The organism is Pseudomonadota bacterium, from assembly GCA_026388255.1.
Classification (GTDB): Bacteria; Desulfobacterota; Syntrophorhabdia; order Syntrophorhabdales; family Syntrophorhabdaceae; genus JAPLKB01.
This window is the reverse complement of record JAPLKC010000084.1, coordinates 24633-47839: the sequence shown is the minus strand read 5'-3', so window position 1 is coordinate 47839 and position 23207 is coordinate 24633. Positions and strand designations below refer to the sequence as shown.

Here is a 23207-nt window from a genome sequence, read left to right as displayed (position 1 = left end):
TCGCCAGGGCACCTATATGTTTGTCCTGTCCATTTTTGTGTAGAGTTTTTCTTGTCTCATCAGAGACTTCACATAAGGTGCTGCAAATTTGTCTCTGCCCATTTCAACACATTCGCAAGATCAGCCCGGCGTGTGCTTTGCACCTCTTTGCGCAGGGCAGGCAAGGCTTGCTGAAATTCTTCTCTTGCCTTTTGTGTCTCTCCCAAAATATCTAAAACAGTCGCCTTGTATATCTTTACCCATGCCAGATCACCTGTCAGCTCAGTCCTGCCCTCCTTGTTCACAAGCCTCTCCCTGATCTGTATCGCCTTCTCATATATCTCTGCTGCAAAACGGTTGTCTCCAAGCTGCATTACCGCAACTGCTTTGTTCATGTAGACCGTGGCAAGACCATTTGAAAACTCAGTCTTACCCTCCTTGTTTACAAGCCTCTCATATATCTGTATCGCCTTCTCATATAGCTCTACCGCAGAAAGCTTGTCTCCAAGGGCACTTACGGCAACTGCATTGTTCATGTAGACCGTGGCAAGACCATTTGAAAACTCAGTCTTACCCTCCTCGTCCACAAGCCTCTCATATATCTGTATCGCCTTATCAGATATCTCTGCTGCAAAACGGTTGTCTCCAAGGGCACTTACGGCAATTGCCTTGTTCATGTAGACCCTGGCAAGATTATTTGAAAACTCAGTCTTACCCTCCTCGTCCACAAGCCTCTCATATATCTGTATCGCCTTATCAGATATCTCTGCTGCAAAACGGTTGTCTCCAAGCTGCATTACCGCATTTGCCTTGTTGATGTAGACATCAGCAAGGGCATTTGAAGGCTCAGTCTTGCCCTCCTCGTTCACAAGCCTCTCATATATCTGTATCGCCTTATCATACATCGCAATAGCCCCCGGAACATCAGCTACGTCTTCATGAACAAATGCCTTGTGGACTAAAAGCGATGCAAGAGTTGTTTGGAATTCCTTTCTCCCCTGTTCTATTAGGTTAGAATGTAGACTCAAAACCCGTTCATACACTTCCAGATCCAGAAGCGCCTGCGCCTTTCTTGAACCCTTCTGCTCCTTTAGTAGAGCCTCAAGCTCAGACTGATCACGGCCCGAGAGCTTCAATGCCTCTGCAAGATGCACCCTCGGATCCTCCCACTTTGTACCTCTTATTGTCCTTCGGTCATGGGTAATATCTTCAAGGCCTTGCCGGGACTTTATTTCAGGTTTCTTGCGATGATATTCCTTGCCTGTTTCCTTTCGGTAAATTTCTATAAGTTCCTTTGCTGCTTCTCCTAAATTATCCCAGCGCTTTGAAAGCTCATCCTCAAAACAGCGCCTCAATACTGCTGCTACGCTTTCAGGCAACCTGGGAAGATCAGGAGCAGGCTTGCTTTTAATGTATTCTTCAAGGGCATGCATGGCAATGGTTCCAGGCCCCCATGTTGCAGAGCCTTTAAACATCTCAAATACTGAAAGCCCCCAGCTCCATATGTCTGTTTTGTGCGCAAGTTCCTGCCAGGCTGCCTGCTCAGGTGAACAATACTCCTTAGTCATGCCGAGGGTGCTTACTCCTGCGGATTTTGGTATGTCCCCCGTCAGCCTGTCCACACCAAGGGTGTTTTTCGCACGGGCAAGGCCAAAATCAGTAATCTTGGCAGTGCCGTCTTTGGTCATAAGCACATTGGCAGGCTTCATGTCCTGATGAATCACGCCTTGAGTGTGCGCTGCCTCAAGACCCCATGCGGTTTGAATTGCAGCATCAAGTATCTTCTCAAGACTGTTGAGCTTCTTTCCCCTGATCCAGTCACGGAGCGTGCCGCCGTCTATGTATTCCGCAAAGATGGCGAGCCGGTCATCCACCGTGCGGAAAAACCTGCAGGCTGTGATGTGAGGATGTTCGGGAAGCTCTATCCATGTCCTGAGTTCTTTCATGAATAGATTCTTATATATCTCATCTTTAAGCACTGATGAAAGAAGCGTCTTTACCGCAAAGCGGGTGCCATCGGATGCTCTTTTTGCAACCAGATACACGGTTCCCATACCGCCTTGACCCAATTCACGCTCAATAATGTACTCATTTAGGATGATTCTATCGACCTTCCATGGAGAAGCCTCGGCATCCTCATCTGACCTGTTTTCAACAATTGGCTCAACTTCATCCGGTTTACGTAAGACGGTTCCACCCTTGTTTGGCGCTTTGGCAGGGATAGCTGCCTCATCTTTTCCTGCTGCATGGGCAGGCTGTTCTTTCTTAAAAAGCTTTTTAATGTCCGAGAAAAAGCTCATAACATGTTCTCCTTATGCCCTTTATATTTCATTTGGGGTGAGAATCTATCAGCTTCTCTTTTTTATCACTTTATCTATAAGACCATATTCCACTGCCTCTTCAGCCGTCAGAAAAAAATCTCTATCTGTATCCTTTCTGATTACTTCCATGGACTGGCATGTATGCTCAACAAGGATTTCATTTAACCGCTGCTTCATCCTGACCATTTCCTTTGCCTGTATCTCAACATCAGACGCCTGCCCCTGCGCTCCGCCAAGAGGCTGATGAATCATTACTCTGGCATTGGGCATTGCCATCCTCTTTCCCCTGGCCCCGGCAGCTAAAAGCACAGCGCCCATGGATGCCGCCTGGCCAAGACAGATGGTTGCCACATCGCAGGAGATATACTGCATGGTGTCGTAAATAGCCAGACCTGCCGTTACCACTCCACCGGGGCTGTTGATGTAAAAATAAATATCCTTTTTACTCTCTGCTGACTCCAGATAAAAAAACTGGGCAATAATAACATCTGCCACATCATCATTGATCTCACCTGTCAGAAAAACCACTCTGTCAGTCAAAAGCCTCGTATAAATATCCAACTGCCTCTGTCCCTGCGGCGTCTGTTCTAAAACATACGGCATTCTTAAAATTCCCATAATAAAACCTCCGTTGTTTTATTTTTTATATTCCTTTGTCATTTTTTCCAGCTCTTTTCGTATGCCTTCGGGTTTTACCCATCCATAACCGCGCATGGATGCGAGTTCATGAATCAGTTTATTGAAATTAGCTTCGTTCCATTTGCCTTTATGCAATGTGAGGAATACCACAAGATATGGCCTGACGCCTTCATCCCAGTCAACGGGCTCCGGAAATTCCAGATCCCATATGAGGCACCAGAGCTTCAATGCCTTATCCCCGCTTCCTGAAAGCGCGTACCTGTTACCAGGGCTGATGGCTACTGAATTGACAGAGCGAGTATGTCCTTCCATGGTGCGTATACACCTTCCTGTCTCTATCTCCCAGAGCTTTAAGGTATTGTCATTACTCCCTGAAAGCACATACCTGCTATCTGGGCTGATGGCTACTGAACGGACAGAATCAGCATGTCCTTCCATAACTTGTATGCACCTGACTGTCTCCAAATCCCATAGCTTCAATGTACTATCACTACTTCCTGAAAGCGCATACCTGTTATCAGGGCTGATGGCTACTGAATAGACAGCATTAGTATGTCCTTCCATGGTGCGTATGCACATGCCTGTCTCTATGTCCCAGAGTTTTAACGTATTGTCACTACTTTCTGAAAGAATATTCCCACCCCCTGAAAGCGCATGCCTGTTATCAGGGCTGATGGCTACTGACAAGACCGCAGAAGTATGTCCTTCCATAGTGCGTATACATCTACCTGTCCCTATTTCCCAGAGCTTTATGGTCATATCCCCACTCCCTGAAATCGCATATCTGTTATCAGGGCTGACGGATATTGAAGAGACCCAATCAGTATGTCCTTTCATAGTGCGTATGCACTCGCCTGTCTCTAAATCCCAGAACTTTATGGTACTATCCCAACTTCCTGAAAGCACATGCCTGCAATCAGAGGTGATGGCTACTGAATGGACAGAGCGAGTATGTCCTTCCATGGTGCGTATGCACCTGCCTGTCTCTATATTCCAGAGCTTCAAGGTACGATCCACACGATCCACACTTCCTGAAAGCGCATACCTGTTATCAGGGCTGATGGCTACTGAAGTGACATTTTGAGTATGTCCTTTAAAGTCCTTTTCACAGTAATGTAAACCAAGCCCTCTTCTCCTTGCCTTCTGAGACAGCATAGAATAGATTTCTAATATATCGTCTTTGCTGATAAACCCGATACCTTTCCATTGCTCATACAGCGCTGAATAAGACCCCTTGTAATCCCCTTTTTCAAAGAGCGTCTTTGCCTCTGAGATAGATCTTCTTAGTGATTCTTCTTCTTCCCTCCTGATATTAAATCCCTTGGGCTCTGAAGGCTGGAGCTCTGTTGTATAGCCAGACTCATAATTTATCTCCCAGAGCTTTAAGGTCTCATCCCAACTTCCTGAAAGCGCATACCTGCTATCGGGGCTGATGGTTACTGAAGCGACCCAATGAGTATGTCCTTCCATAGTGCGTATGCACCTGTCTGTCTCTAAATCCCACAACTTCAAGGTCTTATCCCTACTTCCTGAAAGCGCATGCTTGCCATCAGGGCTGATGGCTACCGAATCGACAAAATCAGTATGTCCTTCCATAGTGTGTATGCACTTACCTGTCTCTATTTCCCAGAACTTCAAGGTCATATCTAAACTTCCTGAAAGCGCATGCCTGTTATCAGGGCTGATGGCTACTGACCGGACATAATTAGTATGTCCTACCATGGTGCGTATACACTTGCCTATCTCTATTTCCCATAGTTTTAAGGTATTGTCATTACTCCCTGAAAGCGCATATCTTCCATCAGGGCTGATGGCTACGGAACTGACAGAACCAGTATGTCCTTCTATAGTGCGTATGCACCTGCCTGTCTCTAAATCCCAGAGCTTTAAGGTCTTATCTTCACTTCCTGAAAGCGCATACCTGCTATCAGGGCTGATGGCTACTGAATAGACAGCTCCAGCATGCCCTTCCATGGTGCGTATACATCTACCTGTCCCTATTTCCCAGAGCTTTAAGGTCTTATCAAAACTCCCTGAAAGTGCATATCTTCCATCAGGGCTGATGGCTACGGAACTGACAGAACCAGTATGTCCTTCCATAGTGCGTATACATCTACCTGTCCCTATTTCCCAGAGCTTTATGGTCATATCCCCACTCCCTGAAATCGCATATCTGTTATCAGGGCTGATTACTACTGAACTGACATCATCAGTATGTCCTTCCATGGTGCGTATGCACTTTATATGGCTCGGCTTATTTCCTGAGAACATGGCTTGATATCTTCCGGGCAGGTCTCTTAATGTCTCTTCTGCTGATTCCGGATCAAACCTCTCTGCATGGATGTATGCAGTCAGTTCTTTAATGATTTCTTTATTTGATGTATTGCTTTCGCAGTTTGCGAGCCTTCTTAATACTTCAGCGTCATCTATCTGGCCGTTCCTCCACTCTATTAGTGAAAGATTATAAGTAGCATGCGGATGAATAGAATCTTTTTCCAGAGCTTTCCTGAAACATTTTAATGCTTCGTCTTTTTTCCCGATCTCCCAGTAAGACACTCCCCTGTTGTTCAACCCGTCAGCCTCAAGATCAATCTTCTCCAGCTCACTGTGAGGCGAGGGCTTGTTGTCGAATAGCTCCTGATAGATTGTTTTGAATCGTTCCCTCAGTCCTTCAAACCCCCCGAGCTTCTGTCTTTCTTCCTTCTCAAATGCAACAAGCTCTTCAAGAAGTTGGTGTAAGCTTTCCGGGAGGTCATGCCTTAATTTCCTCGGATTGGGAATCACTTCTTTGACTACAGCTTTGTCATAAGGTTTCTTGCCGCAGAGCATCTCCCAAAGACATAATCCAAATGAAAAGATATCTGTCTCAGGACCGACATTAAATTCATCTATGAACTGCTCCGGTGAAGCATATTCAGTTGTCTTGCCTCCGAGATCAACTCCAGAGCGTTCATGCAAATTGCCTGATTCATCTATCCTTAACCACTTTGCTATCCCAAAATCTGTTACTTTTAATGTCCCGTCCTGTGTCATTAAGATGTTTGCGGGCTTGATATCCCTGTGTATCATTCCTTTGCTGTGGGCATGTGCCATGCCATGACAGAATTGTATTGCAAGGTCAAGTCCTGTCTTCAGGTCTGCGCACTTGCCATCTTCTATCCACTGTTTTAAGTTCCCTCCATCTACATACTCAACAAAGATATGAGGGACTTCCTCTATGTTTCTGACAAAGTAGCAATAGGCAATATTGGGATGCAATCCAAGCTCTGTCCATGCCTCTGCCTCTTTCTGAACTTGTGAAAAGAAGTCTCTGTCTTGAAGCATCTCCTCTGTTGGGGATTTGATGGCAATCTTAACCTTCCAGTTCTGGTGATTGGTAATATAGATAAGTCCCATGCCGCCTGAGGTGATGACATATTCTATTTTGTAGTGGTCAAGCACTACATCGCCGGGCTCCCAGACAGGTACGTTCTTCGCTACCCAGGGTTCTGGGTCTTTTTTCTCAGGCGAGGCTGGAATTCTTATCTGGGTGCTGTCTTTTTCAGGCAGAGGTTTTTTGGCAAGCAAGGGTGTCAGCTTAGTTATCGGGATGTCTAACTTCTTATTCCTTCCCTTGCTAAACAGGTTTGAGAATAAACTCATAGCATGCCTCCCCTATGCTCTTTATAGATTCATTGGTTGGAGAATATGTCTGTGATTTAGATATGTTATAAAATACCCACCCCTTAAAGTCAAGAAAACTAATTATCAGACACAGTCCTTGATTCTCCTGATATTTATTCATATTCCCTCAGTTTGCGGATCTCCTGTACACCCCACACGATCTGTATCATCCCAAAGAATTTCCAGCCTCCACCCGCAGCCATATTCATAACACCTGCCAACAGTAGTACTATCCCGTTAACTATAAACATTCCTCTTCTATGAATTAAAAGGTTTAAAGCACCAATAACTATTATCAGCACGCCCCAGATAGGATCCAGAAAATTGGTCAACACAAGGTGGATAAAGCCCAGTGCTATAAGCCCGAGACCCCACTTCCGAAGTTCGTTTTTCAAATCAGAAGCTGCCTTCTTGGGTAGCCATCCAAACAATCTTGACCAGTCGGCTTTATCTAAAATAAATTTGTATAGTTCCCTTTCATGCCTGATATGTACCATACCGCTCGGGAAAAAAGTAAATTCACGGGGAAACTGAATGTGAGCATTAGCCGTTTCCTTTGAAATAGTGATTTGCTTGTTGCTTTGAGGCAGAAAGAACTGTACGGAACTGGGTGTTATGCTGGCTAACCACTCTTCATTTTTCATCAGACCAAGCGGTCGCCTTACCTTGAATGAGGTTACGGGTTGATCATTTGCAAGGCAATATCTCTCTGCAGTTGCTTCATTGATGCCTTTCGTTTCTGAATATCCTGAGATAGACATTTTCTTTTCCTCCTTAAATGATTTGATATCTTTACATAAGCAAGCCCCGTGCCAAATGGTGAGGATAAACTGTATTGAAACTTCCTGTACGAATATTGTTCTTTTAACTCAGTGAGTTATAAATAAAAAGCAGAAGAAAGGAAATTATGAATTTTGATTGCGACATGTCTTTTAATGATTAAATTTGTCTAAATATTAGAAAAATTCTAAGTCAAACTCGCCTAGCCTGTTACCCTCGTTTATTTTCTCCAGATACACACGAAAAAACAATGGCACCTAAGACAACGGTCGGTCGCTATCCTGAATGCGTCGGCGCTCTCATCCTTATGGGTCGTCCACTTGATTTCTCCCTTATCATCGAACTACAGGTTCCCACGTTGCACATGAAAGCCTGAATCAAGTTCCCGCCGCCTCCATGCCGGGTGCCGCTCGGTCTATAAAAACGCTCACCACAATGGCTCTTTACCAATGCAGTTTAAGGTGTTTTAAAGCCTGTTCCTGCAAATTGGCTCCGAGGGGCCCGCCCTTATCTGTCATGCAACCTCGTGGCGCACTTACATTCGGTTATCAACAAGCTCCATCGAATGCGTATGGAGTAGATTTGTATTTGGAAGCGAGTATGCCTGATTATAGCGTGATTTATTTAGTTCAGGAAGAAAGAAAGTTCCGCCTATTTCTAAGCGGGGTCTTGTGTGTGTTGATACCTCAGCTTTTCTTCTAACCATTTTCTAACGGATTGTGATAAAATGCCATATATAACAGGATAAAAAAGAGGTTGCTATCATTTTGCATAATGTGCTGAATATATTATAAATATTCATTCCTTTTTTATCCTGTTATATATGGCAGTAATACTCTTAAAATTATCTATAAAAAGGGGCCAAGGGATTGAGCGGAATGATTTCTAAAAACAATCCATGATGCTTGAAGCTAAGTATCCCTGTCGTATGAAGAAAATGAATGGAGTAAATAAATGATTTCAGAAAACATATCCATTATGCCCGGTATCCTTGAATCCTCTATATATGGATTGAATGAACCGACAATGACTGTAGGGATTATTGACGGGCAGGTTGAGGTTAGCGGTTGTCTGAATGGTAATTTTTACGGGGATGGTTTTGGCCCTGTGTCAGGCATATTTTCAGCAAAGGCAACGTCCGGTAATATTGTACTGACCGGCGATAATAACCGTGAAATTGCCTGTGCCTCAGCGATCAGGCTCATAGCCGATAAAGATTCGACGTTTACACTATTTCAAGTGACTATCGGAAAACAGTTTCACTGGGAGAGGAAAGAGAATCAGACCTTTCAGGGGAACCTGATCCTTAAATACCGTGATGGTGGAACAATAGCGGCAATCGATGAAATACCTCTGGAGGATTATCTGAAGAGCGTGGTTTCTTCTGAGATGAGCAGCAATGCCCCTATGGAATTCCTGAAGGCGCACGCAATTATTTCCAGAAGCTGGCTTATTGCAGCACTGGATCGAAAAAGGAAAACAAAAAAGGTGTTCGTTGCAGAACCGGGGACAAAAGATTCACACGGACAAGCCCCTGATAACCTCTTCAGCTCGCACAATGAGATCACACGCTGGTATGAACAGGAAGACCATGACCTATATGATGTATGTGCCGATGACCACTGCCAGCGCTATCAGGGTGTTACAAAGATTGCCTCGGCTCATGCCGGAGAATCAGTTCTGGAAACCTGCGGGCTGGCAATTATTTACCGGGGAGAAATCTGCGATGCCCGGTATTCAAAGGCATGCGGGGGAATAACAGAGGCATTTGAAACAGCCTGGAGCGATAATCAGGTCCCATATCTGGCAAGTATTTCAGATGCAACAACAACCTGTCTCCCGATTGTGACAGAGGAAGATGCGGCACGCTGGATCCTTTCGGAACCAAATGCCTATTGCAACACGGAAGATGCGAATATTCTCACAAAGGTCCTTCCCGACTTTGACCAAGAAACAAAGGCGTTTTTCCGCTGGAAGATTGAATATACGCGGGAGGAATTGGAAGAAATTCTCCTGGAAAAATCGGGTATTGATTTCGGGACGCTAAAGGAGATTCAGCCTCTGTCCCGTGGCCCCTCAGGACGTATCTTCAGGCTGAGGATCATCGGTTCGAAAAAAAGCATGGTTGTGGGAAAAGAACTTGAAATACGGCGCTGGCTTTCCAGGAGTCACCTCTATAGCAGTGCTTTTATTGTAACTATGGAATATGACACTCACGGTGAAGTTAAGACTTTTGTATTTCACGGCGCTGGTTGGGGGCACGGCGTAGGGCTCTGCCAGATCGGCGCTGCTGTTATGGCAACACAGGGTTTTTCAGCAGAGGAAATCCTGAGGCATTATTTCCCGGGTACTGAAATACAGAGGATCTATTGAAAGGACGACGGTTTAAGACGGCCTTTATCCTGGGCGCCGGTCTGGGTATGCGGCTTCGCCCCCTGACCGAGCGATGTCCGAAGCCGCTCCTTGAGATCGGAGGACGTCCTGTTATTACCTATACGATGGATCACCTCCTGAAAAACGGTGTTGACCGTTTCATTATAAATACCCATCATTGTCCGGAGGTCTATGCTGAAAAATTCCCGGACAGGCTCTGGCAAGGTGCACCCATTGTTTTTAGTCATGAACCGGTGCTTCTGGACACTGCAGGAGGATTAAAAAACATTGAAGACCTCCTTGATGATGACGAAGCTATCCTTTGCTATAACGGGGACGTGATGAGCAATTTCTCCTTGCAGAGGTTTTTGCAATCCCATGAAGAAAAACGACCTGAGGCGACGCTTGCACTGCGAAGCAGCGGCCCTTTGTTGAATGTAAATATCAATGAGCTTGGCGAGATTTGTGATATGCGGCATAAATTAAAAAACAAAGGTGTTCAAAGTTGTCTTTTTACCGGCATTTATGCCCTGGAGACATCATTTCTCCGTTTTCTTGAACCGGGTAAAATTGAATCCATCATCCCTGCCTTTCTTAAAAGAATAGCTGAGGAACCGGGGTCTATCCGGGGGGTTATTATAGACGAAGGCCAGTGGTACGATATCGGTTCCATTGAGGCATACGAAAATTTAAAGGCAGCTATGGAGACCGGCAGGGAGGACTTATAAAAACCGATGAAAAGCTGACCAATTTTGCGCGGGACGCCCTGGGACTTTCAACATCGGTCTTCATAGAGTTTACTCCTTTGGCAATAAGAGGGTCGGATCGTAATTTTTTTCGCTTGAAATGGAATGACAAGGATTCGGCTATCCTGATTCAATACAACCCGAATCGCATAGAAAACGTGTACTATGCCGATATTGCGATATTCCTCCGAAGCATCTATATCCCTGTGCCTTTAATGATCAGCCATGATCCGGCAGCCTGTCTCATGCTCATGGAAGACATGGGGGATGCAAATCTCTGGTCTCTAAAAGATACTCCCTGGGAAACCAGACAGGGACTTTATCAGAAGACACTTTCGATTGTACATAGACTCCATTTATTTCCTGAAAGTGATTTCCCCCGGGAGCAGGTGAGGCTCATGGACGGTTTTGATCCTGAACTCTATCGCTGGGAGCAGAACTACTTCAGGGAACATTTTGTAAACGGTATCTGTGGAATTGACATGGAAACGCCCCTATGGCATGAAATTGAGGCAGAACTTTCTGATCTTGCCCGGCGGCTTGTTGAAAAAGGACGCACGCTTGTTCACCGCGACCTGCAATCCCAGAACGTGATGATTCGCGACGGAGAACCTTTTCTCATTGACTTTCAGGGGATGCGCTTTGGAAGCCCCTTTTACGATATTGGCTCGTTGCTTTGTGATCCTTATGTAAGGTTTTCCGAAGATGAGGTTGATAATCTCCTCCTGTTTTATTACCGGCTGTCAAAACAGATCATTGATTGGCCCGATTTCCAGAATGCCTTCTGGGAGGCTTCGGCGCAGCGTCTTATGCAAGCGCTTGGGGCCTATGGCTTTCTGGGGTTGAAAAAGGGGCTAAAAACCTTCCTTGGTTATATTCCTGTTGGACTCATGAACCTTCAACGTGCGGCTTCACATGCAACGTCTCTTATACGGCTGAGAGAACTTTCCGAAATCTGTCATAAACGGATCAAGCAAAACAGTATCTTGTCCTTGCAATAGCTTGTATCCTGTCTTGCAATGGCAGTTGACTTCGGTGGGATATCGGTAGATAATTAAATAAAGAAAGATTTAAAAATGAGGAGAGAACGATGAATAAAGAGGCGGTCATTGAAAAGATTAATGCGCACACGAAGGATGGTAAGATTGCCTGCAAGCAGGCCCTCAATATTGCTGAGGAAGAGAATATCCCCTCAAAGGAACTGGGGGAGATGCTGAATGAACTGAAGATCAAGGTTTTCGGCTGTCAGTTGGGTTGTTTTCCCTGATGCTATGCCCTATGTCAGGTATGGTTCCCATGTTTTTGCCACTTTTTTGATATATCCTTCGGGGAGTCCCTTTACAATCTGATTATGACCGGGAAGAAGGATGTCAACCTTCAGTCCGGCAAGCAGGTAAAGGGATTTCTTCAATTCATCCGGATTTGCGCCAAAAAGGTCAAAACGACCTATGGCATTATCTGCATAGATTACATCTCCGGGGATAAGCACTTCCAAAGAAGGACTGTAAAGGGCTATCCCGCCCATTGAATGCCCTGGAATGTGGATTACCTCCCAGATCATGTTGCCTATCTCCAGGGTTTCACCGCCTTGAAGCTTGCGCTCTACTGTAAGGGTAAATGAGTCAGGTTTCAGACCAAACTGCATCTGACACATGCCTTTAAACTCATTCATGCCGTATACGCCCCTGTCGTCGCCTTTTTCCAGTAATTCTGCTTCAAGTTTATGCACCCAGAGTTCGGCATGGGGAATATGTTTTTTTATCTCGGATAAGCAGCCGATATGGTCTAAATGGGTATGCGTCATGATAATCCGCTTGATTGCCGAAAGCTCAATCCCCATATTTTGAATAGACTGGATTTTATAAGCACCCTTTCCTGTCAGCCCCACATCAATAATCGAAAGGTCATTCGATGATGGCTCGCCTATCACATAGACATGGGAATCGGGAAGGAATTCATCCTGTCCCTGAATAAAATAAACTCCATTTATTATATTAGCCATGTATCACCTCATGAAAAGATTTTAGATTTAAGATTTTAGATGTTGGATTTAAAAAATCAGCAATCCAAAATTCACAATTCAAAATTATTTTAGTGTGCTATTTTACTTTGACGTTCATGACGCGGTCAAGGTAATTTTTCCTGCCGCCACTGTCATTATATTCTTTTGGAGCTACACGGGGTTTCATGTTATAATAAACCGCCCGGAATAATAAAAGAGAAGGTTATAAAATATGGAACAATCTGCGGTTGAAAAAGTCATTAACGACATAAAAGTATCAGGTACTATGGATGACAGCCTCAATGCATTTCAACAGTTATCAAAAAACGATAAGGTAATGTTTTTAACATCCTTGAGAGGCATAAAGGATGAAACTGCAGGGGTTTATCTCAATGCTTTATATACTGGTGAGACGGATAAAGACATTCAGAAACAAATGAGGCGATTGCTCTTTACACTGAAAACGTTAGGAATAAAGACAGAAGAGCCGAAGGTAGCAGCCGGGACGGTTCTGAAGAGGGTTGAAGAAGTAAGGGAACACAGGGCGCTTATGTCAAATTACGACATTGAGCATATGAGATTGATAGTTGCATCCTATGGGTTAAAGAAGAATAACTTCATATTTTTCAATGCTGCCCTTCATTTTTCCAATGGACTTTTTAAACTGACGAGTGGGCCTGTCGATAAAGCCGGAATCAAGAATATCATGAAGGAACATCCTGGAGACACAAAGGGAAACATGACCATGGTTGATATATCCCCCGTATATGCGGGCTATTTGTTGGAAGAGGCTGCTGCCCGATCAGGCAAACATAAAGAAGAGATAAACAAATTGAACCAATTTATCGCAACCATAACAAATAATATCAGAAAACCAAAGGATATATATAACCTTATAATTCCGGAAACAACACGGTCTCTGCCTATAGAAAAGATATTACAACATCCCGTATTTGAGCCTTTTTCTCTTGATTGGAAGAACCTTAAGGAAGATAAAAAGACGTATAACAATATCGGAGGAGGTTCGGCCATTATACTGCCGCCTTATATGGTTGAAGAAAAAAAACATGCATTCATAGCAAAGCTTCTTGAATCGGAAGAACTGAAATCTAAAATCCCATTGATAAAGAGGCTGCTGGAAGATTATGCGTATATTTTTCACGGCCTCAATGAATTTCCATATTACAAGGGGCTGACGGAATGCCTACAGGATAAGGATGTCTCTCAAAATGTGTTAACTCATTTTACTAAGAAGGTCTTTGACAAATCGGAAGTAAAACAACCGGGCCTTATTAAAAACCCGTATGGGTAAATTTGTTCCCAAAGACACCTTTTTTAAAAAGGCAAAAAAAGACGGCTACAGGGCTCGGAGCGCCTATAAGTTAAAAGAGGCCCTTGATAAATTTCATTTTATAAGGAAAGGGGATAAAGTCCTGGACATCGGGTGTGCACCCGGCAGCTTTATGCAGGTAATTTCCGGCATCGTAGGGCAGGAGGGTATGGTAATCGGTATAGATATACTGCCCCTGAAACCATTCCAAGCTCATAATACAATAACCGTTACATGCGATATCAGGGATATCAATATTAAAGAACTCCTTGGCAAACATGCCATGAAACATTTTGATGTTATTACCTGTGATATTGCGCCGAATCTTACCGGTATACGTGAAGTGGACAATAAAAACATAGAGGAACTATATTATGCCGTTTATGATATCATACTGGAGGGGTTGAAGAGAGGCGGGGACGCCTTTTTGAAATCATTTTTCTCAGACACCTTTAGCGACATAAATCTGAATCTGAAAAAACTTTTTAAAAAGGTTACCGTGTTCAAGCCTGTTGCATCAAGAACCGCCAGCTCGGAAATCTACCTTGTATGTGTTGATAAGAAATACGGTTGTGTACAGCAGGATTAAGTGTATAATATAATTATGCGATAACAGTAATGAACATGGTTATGCAATCTTTAGCTTATTGAGGGGTTAAGCATGAAAACCGAACAAATTATTTGGAAAGAGGATACAGGATGGCTGTCTGTACGTGGAGAGAGCTTGAAGAGCAATGCGCAACTGGTTTGTGTGTTCGGAACAACGGCAATCTGCGAAGGCTTTAAAGTCTTTCAGGAAATCAGAGAATTATACCCTGAAGCACACATCCTCGGTTGTTCTACTGCCGGGGAAATATGCGGCACCAGTGTATATGATAACTCCATTGTCGTTACGGCAATCCAGTTTGAATCTACGCATCTCAAAGGCGCCAAGATCGAATTGGGAAATGTCGAGAGCAGTTTTGAAGCCGGCGAGCAGCTTGCCCGCTCTATAGACAAGGAAAACCTGACACATGTCTTTGTCCTCTCCGACGGTCTTAATGTAAACGGCAGTGAACTGGTAAGGGGGTTGACCGGGTGCCTGCCTGAAGGGGTTACCATTACAGGCGGTCTTGCCGCAGATGGTGCACGTTTTGGGAAAACGTTGGTTTGTTGGGATGATATTCCGAAACAAAATACAATCGCCATTGTCGGATTTTATGGAAATAAACTTAAAATAGGTTTCGGTTCTATGGGAGGCTGGGACCCCTTTGGTCCTGAACGACTTATAACAAAATCAAAAGAAAATGTACTTTATGAATTGGACGGAAAATCTGCTTTGGAAACCTACAAACTATATCTCGGCGAACATGCCAAGGGTTTGCCGGCCACAGGACTGCTCTTCCCTTTGAGTATAAGGACCAAGAGCGGCCAAGCCGGAATAGTGAGGACAATCCTCTCAGTCGACGATGAAAACCAGAGTATGACCTTCGCAGGGGATATCCCTGAAGGGGCATACGCACGCTTTATGAAGGCAAATTTCGAACGACTCATTGACGGGGCTCATGGTGCAGCAAAAACGAGCTATGAGGCTATAGATTCCCGTTCCCCTGATCTTGCTATTCTTATAAGCTGTGTAGGCAGGAAATTGGTGCTCAAACAGCGGACAGAAGAAGAGGTGGAGATTGCCGGTGATATTTTCGGAAACCATACTACAATGACAGGATTTTATTCTTATGGGGAGATATCTCCTTTTATGCCCGGCGCACAGTGTTCACTGCATAATCAGACCATGACCATTACCACATTTTTTGAGGAGAAATAGCAAAAAACAGCCTATGGATAAAACAATTATGCATAGCTTGCTTCGGCGTCAGCTAAAGAGATCTTTCGGTGACTCATTCGTAATTCCAGCTCAATGGCAAGCATTTATTGAATCGATTAATGATGCATATCAGGAATTCGATATGGACCGTAATATGCTTGAGCGCTCCCTTGAATTAAGCTCACATGAACTTCTCCAGACAAATTCTGAAATGAGGGCAATCTTCGAGGCGATACCGGACCTTTTTTTCCGCCTGGATTATGAAGGCACCATCATCGACTGTAAGACAGGCAATACTTCCGATCTCTATATTGCAAGGGAAAGACTTATTGGAAACAAGATATATGAAATTCCCATTGAAAATATTGCGAACATTTTCAAAAGTGCCCTGGAACGGATAAAAGAAACAATATCAGCAGTCAATATGGAATATTCCATCACTTTAGACGGCAAGGATAACTACTACGAAGCAAGGCTGATACCGGTGCCGGAAAACCAGATCATTGCCATTGTAAGGAATGTCACTGAGCGAAAACTTGCTGAAATGGCGCTTTTTGAGTCTGAAGCGAAATATAGAAGCATAGTCGAAGAGTCTCATTTTGGTGTCTTCATTGTTCGAAACAAGTTGTTCAGGTTTGTCAACAAAAGATTCTGTGAGATTTATGGATATAAATACGATGAGCTTGTTGATAAGCTCGGGCCGAAAGATTTTGTGCTGCCGGAAGATTTACCTCTTGTCAAGGATGAAATGAAAAAGATCAAGGAGGTATGGGAAACAGCCAGGTTTGATTTTAGAATCCGTAATAAATCCGGCGAAATACGACCTATTAAAGCCACTGGAAGCTATATAACATACCAGGGGAATCTGTCCTTTATAGGTACGCTTCTTGATATGAGCAAAGAGAAGATATTGGAAGAGCAACTTCTTCAATCGCAGAAATTAGAGACTGTTGGACGACTTGCAGGCGGTATAGCCCATGATTTCAATAATATGCTTGGTGTAATATTGGGCAACACACAGCTTGCAAAACTGCATTCATCGCCGGAAAACAAGATATATGAATACTGTTCCACAATCGAAAAAGCTACTTCCCGTGCAGCGGACTTCGTAAAACAGCTCCTTGCTTTCAGCAGCCGTCAGGTACTTGAGCTGAAGGTGGTCGATTTAGAAGAAGTCCTTGTAAGCTTTACAAAAATGATCCAAAGGGTAATAGGAGAGCATATCGATATTAACATGATTCTTTCCCCCGAACTCCCTAAAATAAAGGCTGATGTTACACAGATCAACCAGGTTTTGCTTAATCTTGTGGTAAATGCAAGAGATGCCATGTCTGAAGGGGGAAAATTAACAGTAGAAACATATGCTTCACAGATAAGCCAGGAATACTCAAGCTTTTATCCTGATTTAAAACCAGGGAATTATGTTGTGCTTTCTGTTACGGACACAGGATATGGTATTCCCAGAAACATTGTAAACAAAATTTATGAGCCCTTTTTTACAACAAAGGATATCGGAAGCGGACTCGGGCTTTCTGTTGTATATGGTATCGTCAAGCAGCATAAAGGTTTTATTAATGTTTACAGTGAGCCCGGCAAAGGCACTACATTCAAAATATACATTCCGTCAGTAGATGAGACCGTTGTAGAAAGCGAAGATCTTGCAGAAAAAACCATAAAAGGAGGATATGAAACAATATTTATTGTTGAAGATGATGAAGATATGAGGAAGATTATATCAGAAATTCTCCAGGCCCTTGGGTACAACATTATTATTGCTTCAGACGGAGAAGAGGGCCTTAATATCTTTACAGAAAGGCATGACGAAATTGACTTTGTCATCCTTGATGTGGTTATGCCCAAGCTTAGCGGACGCGAAGTCTATGAAGAAATAAAAAAAATAAAACCCGATGTGGCGTGTCTTTTTGTAACAGGATACAGCCTAAACGGCAGCCATACTGATTTTATCCTCAAACAGGGCGTTGAAGTGCTCCAAAAACCCTATTCCTTTGAAGATATCGCAATTAAGATAAGGGAAGCCTTGGATAAAAGAAAAACGCTGCAATAAGTCATATCATTTCTTTTAGTTTCATATAATCCACTTTGCCGCTGCCAAGCTTCGGAATCTCTTTTGTAAACCGTATATCTTTTGGACAGGCAAGCTCTGAGAATCCCCTTGTTTTTAATTTTTCCCTTGCGGTCTTTAATTCGATCTGCCGGTTATTAGTAATAAGAATGAGTTTCTCGCCCCTCCTTTCATCTGCAACTGCCATTACGGCTATATCTTTACGATCGCCAAACTCCCTTGTTAATGCTTCTTCTATGGCGGTTAATGATATCATCTCGCCGCTTATCTTAGAGAATCGTTTTAATCTGCCTACAATCCTGGAGAAACCCTCATCAGTTATCTCTACAATATCCCCTGTATCATACCAGCCCTGATTTTCAATGAGGTATTTTCGGTTTGCCTTCTCATTCTTAAGATACCCCTTCATCACATTTTTACCCTTCACATAAAGCCGGCCCACATGACCGTTTTTGTTGTCTACGCCTTCAACGGGCATGAGTTTATGCTCTATGCCAGGCAGTATTTTCCCTACTGTTCCATACTCATGCTCAAGTGCATTATTGATACTGATGACTGGCGAACATTCTGTGACTCCGTAGCCGGACAATATCCGGATGCCGTATGTCTTCGCATACCTTTCAAAGACTGCGTCGCTTAGGGCCTCGGCGCCGCAGAATATGTAACGCATTGCGTGGAAGTCATAGGGGTGAGCTTTTTTACTGAAGCCGTTCAAAAATGTGTTTGTCCCCATTAAGACGGTACAACCCTGATCATAGGCGATCTCCGGTACAATCCTGTAGTGCAGGGGGCTTACATAGAGAAAAACCTTTGCTCCGGCAAACATAGGAAGAATTGTCCCCACGGTCAGTCCGAAGCTGTGGAACATGGGGAGTGCATTCAAAAAGTAATCGGTTTCTCTCAGATCTATCCTTGAGAGTGACTGATGGATATTGGAAATGATGTTTTCATGGGACAGGCAAACCCCTTTGGGCACGCCTTCAGAGCCTGATGTGTAGAGGATGACCGCTGTTTCTTTATGCTCATCAGGTAAAACCCTGGAAAATGACCCCGGATGTGCGCTTCTCCACAAACCGAGCAGTTTATCTCCAAGACGGATTTCCTGCCTTAGATCATCTATGAAGGCAAGCCTTTTCCCCTCAAAGACAGCATAATCAATCTTTATGGTTTCAATAAACTTGCGTGACGTTACAATAACATGCAGATCGCCAAGTTCCATAGCATGTTTTAATGCACCCGGTCCGCTTGAGTAATTGAGAAAAACCGGGACCTTCCTAAAAAGCTGTAAACCCATGAAAATCAATGCGGTTGCCGTAAGATTTGGAAGCAGTATCCCTATATGTTGGTCCTGGATGTGTGAAAGATGGCTGCCAAGGATAAAGGCGCCTGTCAGCGCCTTTTTATAACTTATCTCATTCTTTGTGACATCCTTATAGAGTATCTTGTTCCGATGTTTTTTACAGGCACTTATAAATTCATGTCCTAATGTGGACGGCTTATTATGGGCCTCATAGGATGCATTACAGAGGAGCTTGTAGATGATCGCTGCAGCCTCCTTTTTTCGTTTCCGCGGCAGCAGATCCGCAACATCTATAGGTTCATGTACCTTCCCGATGCTCATTGTTATAGGGGCAAAAATCTTTCTCTTACCCTGTTTTTTTGAAAAGATCGTTGAAAAGGTATTCTTCAGGTATACAGGGAGTATCCTTGCGCCTGCCTTATAAGCAGCAAAGCCTGTGCCTTCATAGATTTTCATAATGCCGCCGGTCCTTGTGATACGGCCTTCAGGAAAAATGAGCAGGGGAATGCCTTGATTGACCTTTTCTATCACCCCTTTCAGTGAATAGGGGTTCATAGAATCTATCTGTATGGTATATGTATTCTGCATAAAGGGCTTCAGCAGCCATTCCTGCGCCCTCGTCCTGTCAACAACAATCTTGAATTTCAAATCCAGATATGTCCAGATAATCAGACCGTCCAGCAAGCTCTCATGATTTGCAATAATGATCAGTTTACCCGGGCTCTTCGGTATGTTTTCGCTACCTTCAATTTTAATGTTATGGAAAAAACGAAAGTAGAACCTGAACAAGGCTCTCGCACTCTTTTCTAAAATAATATTCATTTTTGTTTCGTTTATATATGTAACCGGATAGTTTGTCAAGTTGATTTTAGAGTGGCGAAAATTGGTATCCTTGTCCCTCCTTCGATCACTCGCTACCCTGAATATCTTTCTCTGTTATCTTATCTTCAGAAAGAGTCGTTTTAATATATAACCGGGTAAAGTAATATGTTGCAATGAGAAGGGTATAATAAGTAAGGGCGGACGAAAGGATAAACCCGACGAGATATGGAATACGAATGACTATCTTGCAGATATAAAGGACAATGAGAGCACCTATATACCCTCCTGCGTATGGAATGAACACCTCTTTTATTCCATTGAGAATCTTGTCGAATTCAAGCGCTTTTTTAAAATCGCTTACTTCGGAAAATGCAGCAAAGGCAAAGGGGATGAAAAAAGAACACAGAAAAAGGGCAAGATAAGATAATTTGATAAGTATGTGTCCAAAAAAAGCCGTTATACTGGTTAAGGTTGTAAGAAAAAACCCGAAAGAAAAAAGAAAAAACGGTATGGCCTCATAAAGTATAAAAATAAAAAGGAGTTTTACCCCTTCCATCCATATCTCACTTTTCCTTTCCCATGTGGGAAGCCCGACACTGCCTATCATAAGAAGCCTCGATGCCTTTGCCAGATAACCCAGTGAGAAAAAATTAAGGACAGGGATATAGAGGATGATCCCGCCGGAAATCCAACGCATGAAATATTGTGTATTTAATGTAAATTGTATGAAGGGAAAGAGTTCCATCTTATCGCCCTTTCATGATGAAATCCAACAGAGATTCCTGCGTAAAGCCGGTCATGCCGCCATCCATGGTTATAGTCTCGCCGTTTATATATCGGGCATCGTTTGAAGCGAGAAAAAGTATAAGGGATACAAGCTCTTCTATATTACCCATCCTGCCCATAGGCGTTCTTTTTGAGAGGTAATCCACAAAGGCCTCTTTTCTTATTAAACCCTCATTCATACCACCCTTCATAAAACCGGGCGCAACTGCACAGGTGGTAACACCATATTTTGACCACTCATAAGCAAGGGACTTTGTCATTAACATAAGGGCAGACTTGCTGATTGAATAAGGCAGGAAACCCTTTTCCCCCATGTGTGCCACCTGTGATGCAATAAATAGAATTCTTCCTTGTTTCTGCTCTATCATTTTTCTACCGAAAATCTGTGTCACATAGAAAGTACCTTTCAGGTTTACATCGATTACCCTGTCAAAATCCTCTTTTTTCATCTTTTCAGACACCGTAAGGGGGTTGATAACCCCGGCATTGTTTATCAATACATCAATTCTGCCCCATGTTTCAAAAACCTTTTCAACAACACCTTCCATCTCATCATAGTTTGTAATATCTGCATTAAAGACCATCGTCTGTTTATCATTGAACTCTTCTTCAAATTTTGCGATAGATTCCTTATTTCTTCCGTTTACTCCCACAAGCGCCCCTTCTTCGAGAAATGCCTTTGCCATTGCCTTACCCAGTCCATTCGTCCCCCCTGTAACAAATATAACTTTATCTTTGAATTTCATATGTTTCCTCCAAAAAGATTTTCTATTCTCTTATCAAAAAGCCCTATGAGGGCTTCGTTGTCTTCTACGGTCAAACCTGTTGTTTTGTGCCATACATCTTCCCTTTCCATGCACAGGTATATAAAAAGCCCTTCTTCCCTTGCCTTTAAGAGACTATAAAGCATCCGGTACACCTTTATTCTCTCTTGCTTTATATACCTGTATTTTCCGTCTTCGCCCCTTATGAACTCACCGTAGAGCAGGTTTTTCCTGCCTTCTTCGATGAAGCGGTCAAGGAGTTTTGGCGGGAAACGGAGCAGCCCCAAACTGACCCAGATAACCTTCTCCAGATCAAGTATCCTGCCTATGTCATCTATGAGGTATTCATAATCTTTTTCAAATCCTTCATAGATTATGATCGGATCAAAGTGGAGGCCCACAAAACATCCCGACTCCTGAGCCTTTCTTGCTGCCCGAAGTCTTTTGTAAAGAGGACTTGTCCTTTTCTCTTCCTTGTTGATTATGTTTTGGGGCGCCAGAGAAAAGGAGATTACCGTATATGGGTTCAGGTATGGAACAAGATGTTTGATATATGCCCATTTTGATTTTAATTCAAAAAGCGCCTTTCTCTTTTCCCCGAAAAATTCGATGAGTGGACGATTGAGCCCGAGTTTCCGGTCAAGGGCGAGACTGTCGGATAGCTCTCCTGTGCCGAATCTCAATGTATGGTTTGTTTCAGAATCGATCATGAGTGCGATCTGGGATGTGATGTAAGGGATATCCCTGTTGATTTTTATACAAGGGTTATTGATATAGGCCTTTAAAATACAATATGAGCAGGACATTATACAGCCTTCGATGAGGTCAATCGTTTTATACCCGCAGCATATGTGATATTTTGTGCCCGGGCAATCCCTTACGATATTTCCCTTTGCCTCTTCAATGCTAACCTCTTGTAAGTTCAAGTATACTCCTTATGTATCCTCTGCTTAAAATGCTGTTGAGTCTTTCAATGGCGTCTTTTGCCTTATCCTCGGTTTTTGCCCTTATCACCATATCAATATATCCTTTTTCAAAAAAAGGGTCTACTTTTATGTCAATATCAGGGGGGAGCGCACATCGGAGTTTTATTTGTTTCAATTCTTCTTCAAGCGATACGAGAATCGGGTTCGTGAGTTTTTTCAGTATTTTCTTTAGTTCCTGTGCGTCCGGCGCGTTTTTTAACGAATCAAAATCTACGTTGCCCCTCTTTATTTTTACAATATTCAACATTTCGAGAATTTCCCTTATAAAGCTTTCCGTTGTGTGAATGGAGGTAAGTATATCAATAATGCATGCCCTCTCTTCATTGTTAAAACGCATCATCATTTCAACCTGTTTCATTGCAACGCCTTTTGTAGTTATAAATGCTTTAAAGATATCTTCCATGTCTGCAATAGCGGTCAACCTTTCCATGATTTTTTCATGCGGATCAAGGGATAACAGCATCATTGCTTCATGAATTTCGGTCAAAGAGAATCCCATATGAAGCATCCTTTCAATACCGTGAGCCTTTTCGACAATATTCAGTCCTCTTTTTATATTGTCGTGGATGGCATAAAGAAGGGCGTCTTTTTCACTGATATTGACAATCACAGAGGGAATTTTTGTAAAACCTGCCTGCATTGCCGATAGGATCCTTTTAAATCCGGTTATGACAACATAAGGCATTGTGCTAAGAAGAATAACAGGTTGTATAATACCGACTTTTTTAATTGATGAAAGGAGGGTATTGTCATACATTGGATATGATATGCAGAACCTCTTGTCGTTGATGTTTATATGGTCAATGTCGATAGTTTTCATAATTTAAAA

19 protein-coding genes are annotated in these 23207 nt (G+C 43.2%); 9 read left to right on the top strand and 10 right to left on the bottom strand.

From position 1 onward, the window contains the following. Nucleotides 1–68: 68 nt before the first annotated feature. The 4 genes from NT178_10845 to NT178_10830 form a co-directional block, all read right to left on the bottom strand. Nucleotides 69–2279: a serine/threonine-protein kinase gene (locus NT178_10845; GenBank protein ID MCX5813027.1), complete on the bottom strand. Its 2211-nt coding sequence runs from the start codon at nt 2277–2279 to the stop codon at nt 69–71. A 48-nt stretch (nt 2280–2327) separates the two neighbouring features. Beyond that, entirely contained in the window at nt 2328–2918 is a 591-nt protein-coding gene (clpP, locus tag NT178_10840) for an ATP-dependent Clp endopeptidase proteolytic subunit ClpP (protein MCX5813026.1), read from the bottom strand. Between the two features lie 18 nt (nt 2919–2936). Further along, entirely contained in the window at nt 2937–6581 is a 3645-nt protein-coding gene (locus NT178_10835; protein ID MCX5813025.1) for a protein kinase, read from the bottom strand. Nucleotides 6582–6715: 134 nt separating this feature from the next. Next, on the bottom strand, nt 6716–7363 hold the full coding sequence (locus tag NT178_10830) for a hypothetical protein (protein ID MCX5813024.1): 648 nt from the start codon (nt 7361–7363) through the stop codon (nt 6716–6718). 269 nt (nt 7364–7632) lie between these two features. On the opposite strand from NT178_10830, the gene NT178_10825 reads away from it, so the two are divergent. The 5 genes from NT178_10825 (at nt 7633) to NT178_10805 (ending at nt 11768) form a co-directional block, all read left to right on the top strand. Further along, nucleotides 7633–7758 carry a hypothetical protein gene (locus NT178_10825; GenBank protein MCX5813023.1) on the top strand — a complete coding sequence of 42 codons (126 nt, stop codon included), beginning with the start codon at nt 7633–7635 and terminating at the stop codon, nt 7756–7758. Between the two features lie 578 nt (nt 7759–8336). Beyond that, on the top strand, nt 8337–9755 hold the full coding sequence (locus NT178_10820) for a SpoIID/LytB domain-containing protein (protein MCX5813022.1): 1419 nt from the start codon (nt 8337–8339) through the stop codon (nt 9753–9755). Then, nucleotides 9752–10483, top strand: coding sequence for a nucleotidyltransferase family protein (locus tag NT178_10815; protein ID MCX5813021.1), 732 nt, complete (start codon nt 9752–9754; stop codon nt 10481–10483). The genes NT178_10820 and NT178_10815 overlap by 4 nt, the downstream gene beginning before the upstream one ends. Before the next feature lie 77 nt (nt 10484–10560). Beyond that, entirely contained in the window at nt 10561–11502 is a 942-nt protein-coding gene (locus NT178_10810; protein ID MCX5813020.1) for a phosphotransferase, read from the top strand. Between the two features lie 89 nt (nt 11503–11591). Next, nucleotides 11592–11768 carry a hypothetical protein gene (locus NT178_10805; GenBank protein ID MCX5813019.1) on the top strand — a complete coding sequence of 59 codons (177 nt, stop codon included), beginning with the start codon at nt 11592–11594 and terminating at the stop codon, nt 11766–11768. Between the two features lie 9 nt (nt 11769–11777). On the opposite strand, the gene NT178_10800 is transcribed toward NT178_10805, so the two are convergent. After that, complete coding sequence (locus NT178_10800) at nt 11778–12503, bottom strand: MBL fold metallo-hydrolase (GenBank protein MCX5813018.1); 726 nt, start codon at nt 12501–12503, stop codon at nt 11778–11780. Nucleotides 12504–12735: 232 nt separating this feature from the next. Between NT178_10800 and NT178_10795 the strand changes: the two genes are divergently transcribed. From NT178_10795 to NT178_10780, 4 genes are all read left to right on the top strand, one after another. Next, on the top strand, nt 12736–13815 hold the full coding sequence (locus NT178_10795; protein ID MCX5813017.1) for a hypothetical protein: 1080 nt from the start codon (nt 12736–12738) through the stop codon (nt 13813–13815). Then, a complete protein-coding gene (locus NT178_10790) occupies nt 13808–14422 on the top strand; it encodes an RlmE family RNA methyltransferase (GenBank protein ID MCX5813016.1) in 615 nt (204 codons plus the stop codon). The genes NT178_10795 and NT178_10790 overlap by 8 nt, the downstream gene beginning before the upstream one ends. A 72-nt stretch (nt 14423–14494) precedes the next feature. Beyond that, entirely contained in the window at nt 14495–15637 is a 1143-nt protein-coding gene (locus tag NT178_10785; protein ID MCX5813015.1) for an FIST C-terminal domain-containing protein, read from the top strand. A gap of 13 nt (nt 15638–15650) precedes the next feature. Beyond that, nucleotides 15651–17702 carry a PAS domain S-box protein gene (locus tag NT178_10780; GenBank protein ID MCX5813014.1) on the top strand — a complete coding sequence of 684 codons (2052 nt, stop codon included), beginning with the start codon at nt 15651–15653 and terminating at the stop codon, nt 17700–17702. Nucleotide 17703: 1 nt separating this feature from the next. Here NT178_10780 and NT178_10775 read toward each other — a convergent pair whose 3' ends face one another. From NT178_10775 to NT178_10755, 5 genes are all read right to left on the bottom strand, one after another. Further along, the gene (locus NT178_10775) at nt 17704–19842 is read right to left on the bottom strand and encodes an AMP-binding protein (protein ID MCX5813013.1); all 2139 of its coding nucleotides are present in this window, start codon (nt 19840–19842) and stop codon (nt 17704–17706) included. Between the two features lie 85 nt (nt 19843–19927). Continuing rightward, nucleotides 19928–20587 carry a DUF4013 domain-containing protein gene (locus NT178_10770; GenBank protein ID MCX5813012.1) on the bottom strand — a complete coding sequence of 220 codons (660 nt, stop codon included), beginning with the start codon at nt 20585–20587 and terminating at the stop codon, nt 19928–19930. A 1-nt stretch (nt 20588) separates the two neighbouring features. Next, entirely contained in the window at nt 20589–21374 is a 786-nt protein-coding gene (locus tag NT178_10765) for an SDR family oxidoreductase (GenBank protein ID MCX5813011.1), read from the bottom strand. Then, a complete protein-coding gene (locus tag NT178_10760) occupies nt 21371–22318 on the bottom strand; it encodes a hypothetical protein (GenBank protein ID MCX5813010.1) in 948 nt (315 codons plus the stop codon). The genes NT178_10765 and NT178_10760 overlap by 4 nt, the downstream gene beginning before the upstream one ends. Next, nucleotides 22299–23198, bottom strand: a complete 900-nt coding sequence (locus NT178_10755; protein ID MCX5813009.1) for a ParB N-terminal domain-containing protein — start codon at nt 23196–23198, stop codon at nt 22299–22301. The genes NT178_10760 and NT178_10755 overlap by 20 nt, the downstream gene beginning before the upstream one ends. Nucleotides 23199–23207: the final 9 nt, after the last annotated feature.